6 protein-coding genes and 2 pseudogenes are annotated in these 14,694 nt (G+C 37.3%); all 8 read left to right on the top strand.

Going from position 1 to position 14,694, the window contains the following annotated elements; genetic code table 11:
- The coding region (locus tag HT685_RS09970; RefSeq protein WP_240148760.1) for a DUF1542 domain-containing protein at positions 1–1,154 on the top strand (1,154 nt) is incomplete at its 5' end.
- Positions 1,155–1,671: 517 nt separating this feature from the next.
- A complete protein-coding gene (rpsU, locus tag HT685_RS09675) occupies positions 1,672–1,848 on the top strand; it encodes a 30S ribosomal protein S21 (protein ID WP_000048054.1) in 177 nt (58 codons plus the stop codon).
- Positions 1,849–1,978: 130 nt separating this feature from the next.
- The gene (hprK, locus tag HT685_RS09670) at positions 1,979–2,914 is read left to right on the top strand and encodes an HPr(Ser) kinase/phosphatase (protein ID WP_173227127.1); all 936 of its coding nucleotides are present in this window, start codon (positions 1,979–1,981) and stop codon (positions 2,912–2,914) included.
- The gene (lgt, locus tag HT685_RS09665; protein WP_173227129.1) at positions 2,907–3,695 is read left to right on the top strand and encodes a prolipoprotein diacylglyceryl transferase; all 789 of its coding nucleotides are present in this window, start codon (positions 2,907–2,909) and stop codon (positions 3,693–3,695) included. The genes hprK and lgt overlap by 8 nt, the downstream gene beginning before the upstream one ends.
- A pseudogene (locus tag HT685_RS09660) lies at positions 3,696–4,122 on the top strand (DUF948 domain-containing protein).
- The gene (locus HT685_RS09655; RefSeq protein ID WP_173227131.1) at positions 4,095–4,484 is read left to right on the top strand and encodes a YtxH domain-containing protein; all 390 of its coding nucleotides are present in this window, start codon (positions 4,095–4,097) and stop codon (positions 4,482–4,484) included. The pseudogene HT685_RS09660 and the gene HT685_RS09655 overlap by 28 nt, the downstream one beginning before the upstream one ends.
- A 423-nt stretch (positions 4,485–4,907) precedes the next feature.
- On the top strand, positions 4,908–10,355 hold the full coding sequence (locus tag HT685_RS09650) for a YSIRK-type signal peptide-containing protein (protein ID WP_173279063.1): 5,448 nt from the start codon (positions 4,908–4,910) through the stop codon (positions 10,353–10,355).
- A 72-nt stretch (positions 10,356–10,427) separates the two neighbouring features.
- Positions 10,428–14,694 (top strand): annotated as a pseudogene (locus HT685_RS09645) (hypothetical protein); the annotation flags it as partial.

Here is a 14,694-nt window from a genome sequence, read left to right as displayed (position 1 = left end):
AGTTAGAAGCGGCAAAAACTGAAGCTGAAAAAGTTTTAGCAAAAGAAAATAATGCGACTAAAGAAGAAGCTAAAGCAGCACAAGCAAAAGTAGATGAAGTAAAAGCAGAATTAGATAAAGCTGCAGAATTGTTGAAGGATCTTGACAGAGAAGCTGCTAAAAAAGAAATTGCTGATGCCGCTAAAACAGCGACGGTTGCTATTGAAGCTAGTACAAGCTTAACGCCAGAACAAAAGGCAGAAGAAAAAGTCAAAGTAGCAAAAGAAGCAAAAGAAGCAAAAGATGCCATTGATAAAGCGACAACTGAAGCTGAACTAGATAAAGCTTTACGTACCTTCTTATATCAGTTGGATCAAGATTCATTAGTTTATGAACGACCATCTTTTGACCTTGGAGCATTCATTCAATCATCTATTACTGGAGTAGTAACAGTTGAACGTGGAAAAGCGATTCGTCAAGCTGATGTCATTGCTAAACTAAACTTACCAGAGAATGTTACGGTCATTAGCATAGATTTACCGGATACAAATACATTAGGGGACAAGTTTGCTAAAGTAACTTTAAGATTAGCAGATGGAAAAGAAATAACTGTAAAAGTACCGGTTAGAGTTGTTGCTTCACAAAGTGGGGAGTCTAAACCAGAAACTTCTCTTCCAGATTATGGCAGAAATAACGGATCAACTAACACAGATGTGAAAGTGGATAAAGCTAAGTTAGAAGGTGCTATCCATCAATTAGATGAATTAATCATTAAAGAATCAGCTAAGCTTGATGCAGAAACTGCAAAAGAAGCGAATGACTTATCAGCAGATGCTAAGAAAGTATTTGCTAATGCAGACGCAAGTCAAGCAGAAGTGGATGCAATGATTAAACGTATCGAAGACTTCATGGCGAAAGTTGCTCTATCAACTGATCATGCAACTCCAACTAACGACCAAGCTGCTCAAACACCAGCTGTAGCTCCAGCTACAACTCAAGCAGCAGTTAACGCCGGTCAAACAGCATCAGCACAAGCAAGTGTGCGTACAGTCGCTAAAGAATTGCCAAACACAGGTACAGTAGATTCTATAGTATCTATGGTAGTAGCGGCCGCAAGTGCCTTACTTGGTCTTGGTCTTGCAGGCCGTCGTCGTAAAGAAGACGAAGAAGCTTAATTGGTAGATTGTTTGATAAACATCAGATGATAATACTCAATGAAAATCAAATAGCAAACTAGGAAGCTAGCCACAGGCTGCTCAAAACAGTATTTTGAGGTTGTGGATAGANNAAAACACTGTTTTGAGGTTACAGATAGAACTGACGAAGTCAGTAACATATACCTACGGCAAGGCGAAGCTGACGCGGTTTGAAGAGATTTTCGAAGAGTATAAGTCCGATTTTCAAAGCTTAAACAAGTACCTCTCATAAGAAATCTCCTAGTAGGAAGGCGCTACAACCAAAGAAATCCTCTGATATCTTCTTTTAGACATATGATCTATCCCTTTAATGAGTGACCATATTCTCGATAAAAATAAGTACTGAATCCTGTTTCATCATATAAACAGGCGCTAAGCGCTTTCAACTCTTGTATAAATGGAAGAAAAAATCAAAATTAAACCGCATTTTTGCTTGACAATTATTCCTTTTACGTGTAGAATAAAATAGATATTAAACTTGAAGGGAGTGAAAAAAATGTCTAAAACAGTAGTACGTAAGAATGAATCTCTTGACGACGCGCTTCGTCGTTTCAAACGTGCGGTTACTAAAGCTGGTACTCTTCAAGAAACACGCAAACGTGAATTCTATGAAAAACCTTCTGTAAAACGTAAACGTAAATCAGAAGCAGCTCGTAAACGTAAAAAATTCTAATTAGAAATGAAAGGCTAGAGAAATCTAGTCCTTTTTCTTTTAAATAAATACTCCAAAGCCTGCAAAAATCAGAAACTTCCTCCCACAATTTGATATAATAGTAAAAAGAACTTGATTGAAGGAGGAAATGATGTCGGTTTTAGTAAAAGAAGTGATTGAAAAGCTTAGACTAGACATTGTCTATGGCGAACCAGAATTGCTTGAAAAGGAAATCAATATAGCGGATATTACGCGACCTGGTCTTGAAATGACAGGCTATTTTGACTACTATACGCCAGAGCGGATTCAACTTTTGGGGATGAAGGAGTGGTCTTATCTGATCAGCATGCCTTCCAACAGCCGTTATGAAGTTTTGAAAAAAATGTTTCTACCTGAGACACCTGCGGTCATTGTTGCTCGTGGTTTGGTGGTTCCAGAGGAAATGTTAAAGGCAGCCAGAGAATGTAAGATTGCCATTTTAACCAGCCGTACAGCTACTAGTCGTTTGTCTGGAGAGTTATCTAGTTATCTGGATTCTCGTTTGGCAGAACGTACCAGTGTGCACGGTGTCTTGATGGATATCTATGGGATGGGTGTCTTGATTCAGGGAGATAGTGGAATCGGTAAGAGTGAGACAGGTCTGGAGCTTGTCAAACGTGGTCATCGCTTGGTAGCAGATGATCGGGTAGATATTTACTCTAAGGATGAATTAACTCTTTGGGGAGAACCGGCTGAAATCTTGAGACACTTGATTGAAATTCGTGGGGTTGGGATCATCGATGTCATGAGCCTCTACGGTGCCAGTGCTGTCAAGGACTCTTCACAGGTTCAGCTTGCTGTCTATTTGGAAAATTACGATACGCATAAGACCTTTGATCGTCTTGGAAACAATGCAGAGGAACTCGAAATTTCTGGCGTAGCCATTCCTCGTATCCGTATTCCAGTTAAAACAGGTCGTAATATCTCTGTCGTGATTGAGGCAGCTGCCATGAATTATCGTGCCAAGGAAATGGGCTTTGATGCGACTCGTTTGTTCGAAGAACGCTTGACAAATCTCATCGCTCGAAATGAGGTGCAAAATGCTTGATCCAATTGCTATTCAACTAGGACCCCTAGCCATTCGTTGGTATGCCTTGTGTATTGTGACAGGCTTGATTCTTGCGGTTTATTTGACCATGAAAGAAGCGCCTAGAAAGAAGATCATACCAGATGATATTTTAGATTTTATCTTGATAGCCTTTCCTTTGGCTATTTTAGGAGCTCGTCTCTACTATGTTATTTTCCGTTTGGATTACTATAGTCAGAATGTAGGAGAGATTTTTGCCATTTGGAATGGTGGTTTGGCCATTTACGGTGGTTTGATAGCTGGGGCTCTTGTACTCTATATCTTTGCTGATCGTAAACTCATCAATACTTGGGATTTTCTAGATATTGCGGCACCTAGCGTTATGATAGCCCAAAGTTTGGGACGCTGGGGCAATTTCTTTAACCAAGAAGCCTACGGTGCAGCAGTGGATAATCTGGATTATCTACCTGGTTTTATCCGTGACCAGATGTATATTGAGGGGAGCTACCGTCAACCGACCTTCCTTTATGAGTCTCTATGGAATCTTCTTGGATTTGCCTTGATTCTGATTGTCAGACGAAAATGGAAGAGTCTCAGACGAGGCTATATCACGGCCTTTTACTTGATTTGGTATGGTTTTGGTCGTATGATTATTGAAGGCATGCGAACAGATAGCCTCATGTTCTTTGGTCTTCGAGTGTCTCAATGGCTATCAGTTGTCCTTATCGGACTGGGTATTTTTATCATTCTATATCAAAATCGAAAGAAGGCCCCTTACTATATTTCAGAGGAGGAAAACTAAATGTTAGAAGTTGCATATATTCTTGTAGCCCTTGCTTTGATTGTATTTTTAGTCTATCTAATCATTACTGTACAAAAGCTTGGACGTGTTATCGATGAAACAGAAAAGACGATTAAAACCTTGACTTCAGATGTGGATGTGACCTTACATCATACCAATGAATTGCTGGCTAAGGTCAATGTCTTGGCAGATGATATCAATGTCAAGGTGGCAACGATTGATCCACTCTTTAATGCTGTTGCAGATTTATCTCTATCTGTTTCAGACCTCAATGACCATGCGCGTGTCTTGAGCAAGAAAGCTTCATCAGCAGGTTCAAAAACACTCAAGACTGGGGCAAGTTTGTCAGCTCTTCGTCTTGCAAGTAAATTTTTAAAAAAATAAAAAAGGAGAATCCTTATGGGTAAACTATCCTCAATCCTTTTAGGAACTGTTTCAGGTGCAGCTCTTGCCTTGTTTTTAACAAGCGACAAGGGCAAACAAGTTTGCAGTCAGGCTCAAGATTTTCTGGATGATTTGAGAGAAGATCCAGAGTATGCCAAGGAGCAGGTCTGTGAAAAACTGACAGAAGTTAAGGAGCAGGCTACAGATTTTGTTCTGAAAACCAAAGAACAGGTTGAGTCAGGTGAAATCACTGTGGACAGTGTCCTTGCTCAAGCTAAATCCTATGCTTTTCAAGCGACAGAAGCATCAAAAGATCGATTCAATAATCTTAAGGAGCAGTGGCAAGAAAAGGCCGAAACTCTTGATGAATTAGAAGAGATTGTGATTGATATAACAGAAGAATAAAAGAAATAGTAACTATTCTAGGTCCTATAAACTCTCTAGTGGATTATACCTCTATAGAGCTTATAGGTTTTTTATGTGGATAAAACCTTAAATAAAAGAAATTTAATGATTTTTGAAAGTAGATAAGTATAATCTACTTTTTTGTGAATAGAGTTGCTTTTAAAAAATATCAACATATTCACAATGTTATACTTAAATATACAATATTTCTCGAATTTTAAAGAATATAAGGCAAAATATTTGATTAAGTATGTAGAAAATAGTATAATTTAGCTGTGATAGCTGTGATAGCTGTGATAGCTGTGATAGCTGTGATGTTATTTGCTAATAGCAATCATCATAGTGATTTTTGTAGCTTAACTCTTTTTAAGGAGTTGAAGTTATAAAGATTGCTTTTTTATTATATTTTCCTTAGGAGGAGAAATGGAACATAAAAATAAGTCATTCAGTCGAATGAAACGTCATCAGAGTGACAAGGTTTTGCGCTATTCTATTCGTAAATATAGCTTTGGTGCGGCTTCAGTAGCTGTAGCAGCACTGATGTTTTTAGGTACGCGCGTCGTGAGTGCGGATAGTCTAGTTGAAAACACTTCACACTCTACTGCAGGTGTAGTGAACCCTGAAAATAAGGTCGAGCCACCTGTGGGCGTTACGGAACCTACTGAAAACAAAGTAGAAGTTGCACAGAATCCTTTAGAAAAGGAAATGCCAACTAATAGTGAAAACATTGTTAAAGTAGTTGATAAAGCGAAATTAAGAAAAGTAGTTGAAGAGTTAAATACTACTCTTTCATCGAAATCAGATCTTGACAACTCAGTTCTTTCTCCGATTAAAGACAGAGTTCAAAAAGGGCAAGCCCTACTAGATAGTGATCCTGCAGCGCAGAAGGATGTAGATGAACTACTTTCCCTTTTAGAAAGTGACTTAACTGTCTTATCAAATGCTACTAAAGAATCAAGCACGGTTCAAGAAACTGCAACTGAGAATAATACTGAAATCAAAGATAATAAAACCACTTTTGAACTAAGTGAAGATGATAAAACTATTTCAGATAAGAAAGAATCACTAAAATTGTCTGCTGAACAATTACAAGCAGCGGTTCTTGAGCTCCCTGAACATGAATCAACTAAAGAAGTACTTGGAAAAGCAAATGAAGTTCTCTCACTTGCTCAAGGATTATTGACAAATACTAGGGTAACATCTAATGAACTTGAGGATTTGAATAATCGTGTTAAAAGAACGTTTAATTCTGTCAAAATAGTGACTTTGCGTCTAACTTCAGGTAAGAATGACCCACGTAATGGTCAAAGCATGGGTCAAGGTACACAGTTTAGAGCTTATACACCAGTTAGCTCTGGGGCGTTGAAAAACGTTAAATACTTTGCATCGGTCGATAGAAATACTAACGGTGGATCATATTTAAGGAATGATGATCCTGAATTTACAGAAAAAAAGACAGTAATTAAAGCAAAATATGAACAAAGCAGTTCAGGTAAATGGATGGTCTATGATGTTTACTTCAATAATAATGGAGTGGCCATGGCAGATCTCTCTTATAGTCAGCATTATTATTTCCAACCTCCGTTTAATATCATGGATGGTTCTAATAAAGTAGAAAATTTAACTTTTACTCGTTATCAAAATGTTTCTCGAGACCCTAGTAAAAAGCTTTCTGATGGAGGTAGAGAATTCCAAAAGGTTGGGGAGACGGCTGTAATTTCAGAACCATGGAGACAAAGAACCAACGTTTTCCCAGGGGATAGAAGATCTACATACGATCCACAAGGAGTAAGTCGTGCTGATCAAAAATGGCAAGTGTTTAAACGTAACCAAGACGATCCTTATTTAGATAAGATTGTAAGAAGAACAGATGGAAGTTACACTGATAGGGTCAGTTATACTCTTGGAATAGAAGTCGGTCGGGAAAACTTAGATTATGCGATCCATATGACCGCTAGAGTAAAATTGAAGGATAATGTGACAGAAACAGAAGCTGCTAATGGTAATGTGTATGCTGCTTCTGTTACAACTGGACAAACTACTAATCAATCATATATTGTAGGTTCGCAAGGAACAAGTCTAAAAACAAAGCCAGACGCACAATTATATCCACTTAAAGGAAGTTCGCATAACAAAACAGTAGGTGATCCCCTTCCAAATTCAGATAATCCAGTAACTGCTAAATATATTACTCCTAAAAATGGTGGGGAATTTCCATCAGGAATGGATTGGGGTTGGAAAAATAATATTAAACCAAGTACAGATACAGCAGGAATTTTCACCTATATAGCAACTGCTCGATACCAAGATGGATCAACATCAAATGATGCAGATGGAGCGGTGAAATTTACGGTTAAGCCTAAGAAACCTGCTATTACAGCTAATGATGTCGTTCATAAAAAAGGATTAACAAATCAAACAATCACGGTAAATGTTGGTACAGGAGTTAAAACAGGATCTACAGTTACTCTATATAGTGATGGCAAAGTTATCGGAACAGGAAAAACTACTGGAACTACTGCAAGGATTACAGTTGATGGGGCATTGACAGGAAATCCAATTACGGCTGAAACAAAGGTTGACAATGGAGGAGTTGTGGTCTCTGAGAAAAGTGACCCAGTTAGACCAACAGAAGCACCAGATAACCAAGAACCAACTGTTAAGATGACAAATCCAACAGAGACAGATGGAAACAAAGTAAGGGTATTAACAAAGAATGAGATTAATGCTCCTACAACTCGTATTTATAGAGGGGCAATTTTAGATGTTCCGTTAACAATGTATGATAACGATCCAAAAGGTAAAGTTAACTTGAAATATGAAAGTGGATTACCTAAGGGTGTTACTTTTAATAATGGAAGAACGCTTTCAATAACAGGAGCCACAGAGGCACACCCGCAAACAACAAATATTAGGGGGAAAGTAGCTGCTGATGCAACATTAGGAAAACAAGCGGTTACGTTCAAAGTGTCAGATGACCAAGGAAACAATGTTGATAGAGGCAATAAAGCAACTGTTAAATTTAATGTTGAAGTTGTTGACTTAGATTTCCAAAAAAATAAAGGTGAAGTCAAATCGGATGGTACTCTGGTTGTAAAAACTTCTAAAGGAGCTTCTTACAGTGATTCGCATGATTTTATTACGGCAACTGATGGAAAAGATGTAAGTGACCGATTCTTCCCAGGAGATATGAAGTTTAGATTTATTCAACCAAACAATACTGTTAGCAAGGTTGTTACCTTTAATGATCCTGGTAAACAAACTGTTAAAGCAGCTGCTTATTTCCATAATGGATATGCTGGAACAAATGAAGTTGAAAAAGTTACTAATAATACTCCAGGTAAAGATAATGAAATTATCAATAGATCATTCCTGTATAAAACTATCGAATTCCAAGTAAAACCTACTGCACCTACAGTAACTCCAGAAAACAATGGAGATGTTACAGTAACGCCAGTGAATGAAAAGAATGTAAATACATTTAATTTCACATATAATGAACCTCATAATTCTTCAAGAAAAATTACAGCAACAAAAACAAACGATGGATGGACATTAAGCAATGCTCCAGCTGATGGTGTGACGATTGATAAAACTACAGGTAAAGTAACGATTAAAGATAGAGCTATCAAAGATTCCGCCCCAGTTATTGCAATATCTAAAACAACTGACAATGTGGAAAGTGATCCAGTAACAAAAACTTCAAACGTTGGTGATAATGAACCACCTAAATTCAAGTTTACTCCTAATGGAAAAGAAACAAGAGTTGAAACTGGAGTAGGGCAAGTAGCCTATATCACTCCGACAGAAGATACAAACTTAAAGATTGGTACAGTTACAGATAACTCTGGTAAATTATCTGAGGTAAAATTCGCAGATAAATCTAATAGAGTATTTGGTATTCAAGGGTTAGGTTCAGGTATCACTTATAACGAAGTAACTAAAACAAATAATGGAGATGTGGATGCTCCAAGAGATATCATTGTTTCAGGTAAACTACCGGATCGTAATGGTAATTCAGCTTGGACAGATAACGTTGAAATTACACGTTTTGTTGTGGCGAAAGATGCTGCACTTAAGGAAATGAGAGATCAAACTGAAAATGTTTCAAATCCAACTCGTGTTAAATTAAAAGTTTTAACACAAGCAACGAAATATGATCCGCATGTTGGAAATCAAGTAATTGATAAAGATATTACTGCTTCAGGTGCAACGGTTACTCAAGCAGAATTTGATGCTATTAAATCAAATATTACCTTCACTTCAGAACGTGGTGATGTAAAAATCAGTAACGGTGCTAACAATAGAACTGCTGGTTTAAATATCACTATGAATGATAATGGTGCAATTAAGAAGAACGCTACGAATGGTTTATACTATGTAAGTGCAAGAATTGAATATCCAGACCACACGACTGAAGATATCGAAATTCCAGTTAGTAAATCTGATACAACAGCGCCAAAAGTAACGATTAATGGTAAAGAATTATCAGAGACAGCAACGGATTATTCATATGTAGTATTCAAAGAATCCACATTTAATCCAACCTTTAAAGTAAGTGATGATAAAAATAAAGTCACAAATATAAGCGTAACGGGTCTTCCAAGTGGTATGAAGTTTGAAAAATCAGGGAGCTGGTCTAAAGATGGTGCTGATGTACAAGTAGAAGGAAATAATATCACTGCAACAAATAATGCTCAATTAGGTGATCATGAAGCAAGTATTGTTGTAAAAGATGCACTAAACAATGAGAAAACGTATAAATTTAAATATAAAGTTGTAGATGTTGCAATTAGAGAAACACTAAAAACAGTCCCATTAAATACTCAATTAGAAGATTCTCATAATTATGTGAAAGTAGTAGATGCTCCAAATGCCGATGGTAATGATAAATATTATCCAGATGGTATGTCGTTCAAATGGAAGAAGGGAACTGCAGAGGTTGCTAATGAAACTAGATTGAGCAGACCAGGAATCATTTCTGAATATAAACCAGAAGTGAAGTTTAAATCTGGAGCTGGTTACTATACAAAAACAATTGATGGAAACCAAGTTAAGGTCTACACACCTGCTACCATCGAAAGAGACCAAACATTCCATGTTAAACCAACAGCACCAACAATTACTCCTTTAGAAAAAGGTGATGTAACAGTAACACCGGTAAGTGAAGAAAATGTTAATAGATTAAACTTTACTTATAAACATCCCAATGGTCAAACGACGATTACAGTTACAGCAACTAAAACTGGAAATAGATGGTCATTGACAAGTGGAGCACCTGCAGACGGTGTAACGATTGACCCTGAGACTGGTGTTGTTACAATCAAGGACCGTGCTATTAAGGACGCAACTGAAATAAGAGCTAAATCTGTGACAACAGATAGTGTAGACAGTGATACAACAACAGCAAATTCTAAAGTAGGGGATACAGAACCACCGAAATTTGAATTTACTCCGAATAATGTAGAAACAAAAGTAGAAACCAACGGAGATCAAGTTGTTTATGTAACGCCAACAGAAGATACAAATCTAACGATTGGTAGGGTAACCGACGATTCTAATAAATTGACTGAAGTTAGAATAGCATTAGGTCAGACATTCAATATAGGTTTGGGTGAAGGCTTATCTTATAATGAGGCTGTTCGTAAAAGTAATGTTGAATTAGATGCTCCAAGAGATGTTACAATTTCAGGTAATTTAGGAGATTATAAAACTGGGACTACAAAGTGGACAGATAATGATGAAGTAACACGTTATGTTGTAGCTAAAGATGCTGCAACAAATGAGATGAATAATCAAACTAACGATGTTACAAATAAAACTCGCATCAAATTTAAAGTTCTAACTCAAGCAACGAAATATGATCCATAAGTTTCAACTCAGCCAATTAATGTAGATGTTACTGCACCAGGTGCGAAAATTAGTCAATCAGATTTCGATTCAATGAAATCAAATCTGACATTTACATCTACACGTGGAACTGTAAAGATCAGTAATAATACAACTGGTTTAAGTCTTGCTATGAAAGAAGATGGTGCGATTAAGCCGAAAGATAATGGTACTTACTATGTTGGTGCAACTATCACATATCCTGACCACTCAACAGAAGATATTGAAATTCCTGTAACGAAAGTAGATGCGAATGAGCCAATCGCAACAATGGATGGTATGTTGTTAACAAAAGATGAAAACACTACTGCAAACTTCGTAGTGTTCAGAGGTTCAACATTTAACCCAACATTCAATGTAAGAGATGACAGAAACGATATTAAGACGATTAACGTAACAAAACTTCCAAATGGAACAAGTATTGAGAAAACTGGTTCTTGGACAAGTGGAACAAATGTTAAGATTACAGAAGACGCTAACACATCTACATCAACAGCTGATTTAGGAGAACGTGTTGGAGAAGTAACGATTACTGACGCTACAGGAAACACTGGTACTTATAAATATAAATATAAAGTAGTAGATGTTGAAGTTAGAAATAGTCCAGAAACAGTTGAGTTAGGAACGAAACTAGTTGATGCAGCGAATGCAAACAACGGTAAAGACTCTCATAATTATGTGAAGTTAGTTTCTGCAACAGATGGTATAAAGCAAGATGTGGATGATAAATATTACCCAGCAGGAATGAACTTCAAATGGAGTAAGAATAATGAACAAGGGACTACTGGTGAAGTAACTACTACTACGGAGCTTAACAAACCAGGTGTAGTAACTGATTACAAAGCATTAGTGAAATTCCCAAGAGGTGCAGGATACTATACAACCAATATAGACGGTAAAGCAGTTAAAGTTTATACACCTGCTAGCATTGAAAAAGAGGTTACATTCCATGTAGCACCTCCAAAACCAACGTTTAATCAGGATGCAGTATCATCAACAACACGTAAGATTAGCGGTACGTTAGGTGGATTCACATTAGATAATAATAATGATAGAGTTGTAGAAGTACACTTAAATGATAAAGACAATACAGTTTTATCAAGCAAAGATGGGCAAGTAACCATTAATGGAGATACTTGGACAGCGACATTACCTGATGACAAGAACCTTCGTCAAAGCGAAAATAAAAACGGAGAAACAGTTCAACCAGCAGCGATTACAGTAGTAAACAAAGTTGGAAATACAGATGTTTCTAAAACGAGTGAACCTAAAGTAGTCAAAATGGGTAATTACTCACCTTCTGCTACAATTGCTGGAAGCAAGCATATTGATGTAACAGTACCGCATGATGCAAAACGAATCGAGTTACGATTCCATAATAATTCAGATACAGATAATGAACCGAATAGCATTGTTCTTGTACGTAATGAAAATGGTGGAGATTGGCAAGTAGATCCTACAACGCCAGCTGGAGTTACAAATGCAAATAACTTTGTACAAGGAATTACAAATAGTATAAATGAAGCCAATAAAGCTGAAAACAAAGTAAGCATTGCCCTAAAAGAATCAGATAATAATAAAAAACTTCTTATTAAAGAAGAGGTTGCTTCTGGAGACAATACAGATAACTATACTAGCGGATTAGGATTACGAGTAGATTACAAACCTGAAACTGGACAAAATGCAACACCAGCAGGAAATTGGAAAGTAATTTCAGTATCAAATGATGCTCCAGTAGTAACGTTGAAAGATGCAGCAGTAGGAACACAAGAAAATCCTAAAGTTTATGATGCAGGAACAGTATTAACAGCAGACAAACTAAAAGAATTAGTAACGGTATCTGATACTGAAGATGATCGTACTACGGATAAACCGTTCGGAACAGGTACTGTTAATGTTACTGGACTTCCAGCAAATCCAACAGCAGGAGTATACGCTGTAACGCTTCAACCTGTTGATAGCCAAGGAAAAGCAGGAAACCAAGTAACTGTACATGTAGTTGTAAAAGAAGAAAAACCAGCAGCTCCAAGTATTTCTCAATGGCAAAATGGAAATGTGAAAGTAACGCCACCAACAGATGGGGATAAAGTAACAATTCCATTAACAGATGGAACTGTAACACTAGTGAAGAAAGATGCTGGATGGGAACTTGAAACACCGAAAGAAGGCCTAGTATTCCATAATGGTTCATTAGAAATTCCTAAAGAGTTAGTAGGAACTAGTGTGACTGCCAAATCAACAAAAGGTACAGGTGGATCAGCTGTAGATTCTGATGATGCGACATATACAACAACACCTCACAAAGTAACGACTGTTGATGTTATTAAAGAAGTAGATTCTCCATTAACAAATTCTGATTTATCAGGAAAAACAGGGGTTACTGGAGTAGTAGATGGAACTGAAACGAAAGATTTCATAGCAGCTAAGATTACAAGTGTAGTGGGAAATTCTGAATTACCGAAAGTAACTCCAGATAGTAAACATACAATTCCAGTGACAATTACTTATGAAGATAGTTCAACAGAAACAACAGATGTAATTGTTAAAGTGAAACCGCAAGCTCCAATAGTGACACCAAAAGAAAATGGAACTGTAGAAATTACACCGATATTAACTGGAGAAGGAACTACAACTATCACATATACAGGTGAAGATAACACGCCACAAACAGTAACAGTAACAAAAGCTGGAGATGGAACTTGGACAAGTTCTGATCCAACAATTGCTGTTGATGCAAATGGTAAAGTGACTATTCCTGCGGATAAAGTAAAAGATGGTTCACCAGTTACAGCAAAAGTAACAAGTAAGACAACAGACTTAACAAGTCAATCATCTACAGAAACTGCTGGAAAACCATTAACAGTCGAAGTAGGAACACCGGTAGATGCGATTGAAAACAAAGCATATACAAGTGATAAAGTGGTAACACCTAATAAAGACAATAGCACAATTACTCCAACTCCTAAGAATGGACTAACTGTAACTCCTGATGGTAAAGTTACTGGAACGCCAGATGTTAAAGACTGGGGAGAAATCGAAGAACATCGTACTGTAACGATTAAAGTAACAGTAACACATGATGGTGATACACCAGTTGAAAAAGACGTTGTAGTCAATGTATTAAGAGATACTGATGGAGATGGAACACCAGATAAAGATGATTTAGACGATGACAATGATGGTATTCCAGATGATCAAGATAAAAATCCAAAAGTAGCAGATGAACTAACAGGAAATGTGACACCACCAGCTCCTGTAAGAGAAAAAGCTGAAGTTCCACCGGTTACAGTTGTAACAACAAATAAACCAGGTGCTACAATTACAACAGAAAATCCACCAGTAAATGGATTATCAGTTAACAGAAATGGTGAGTTAACAGGAACTCCAACAGTAGATAACTGGGACAAAGATGAAGAAGAACGTCAAATTAACATTCCTGTTAAAATTACAAAAGAAAAAGATGGAAAAACTGGAAAAGAAACTGAGGAAATTAAGGTAGAAGTTCCAGTAACGATTCTGAGAGATACAGATGGAGATGGAACTCCAGACAAAGAAGATGCAGATGATGATAACGATGGAATTCCAGATGAGGAAGAGAAGAAAAACGGAACAGATCCGAAAGTTCCTACGACTCAAACTCCAACTATAGGAATTACTCGTAAAGAAAATGGTGATGCAATCGTAACACCAACGAAACCAGGTGGAGGAACTTATCCACCAGGAACAACAGTAACGATTCCAGGAAATGGCAATACTCCAATTGAACTTACAATTGGAAATGACGGTTCAGGAACAGTTCCAAATGATAAACTTCCAAAAGGAAATTTACCAGGAAAAGGTATCGTAACAGAACCGAATAAGAGACCATCTAATCCAGTTGATGTGACAACGCCAGCCCGTAAGACACCGACAGTAGAGTTACAACAAGATCCAGATACAGGAGAAGTAACAGTAACACCAACGAAACCAGATGGAACAACATACCCACCAGGAACTAAGGTAGAAATTCCAGGAAAAGATGGAAATCCAATCACTGTAACAATTGGACAAGACGGTAAAGGTAAAGTGCCAAATAAAGATTTACCAGATGGTAAAATCTCAGGTCCAGGAACAATCACTGAGCCTGGTACAGATAAAACTCCTGAAAAAGTTACTGTTGAAACACCAGCTCGTTTAACACCGGCAATAGTATTAGATCAAGATCCAAATACAGGAGACGTAACGGTAACACCTAAGAAACCAGATGGAACAACATATCCACCAGGAACTACGGTAGAAATTCCAGGTAAGAATGGCACACCGATTGTGGTAACAACAGGAC

This window comes from Streptococcus sp. 5004, assembly GCF_013276755.1.
Lineage (GTDB): Bacteria > Bacillota > Bacilli > Lactobacillales > Streptococcaceae > Streptococcus.
This window is presented reverse-complemented; position numbering and strand designations above follow the sequence as displayed.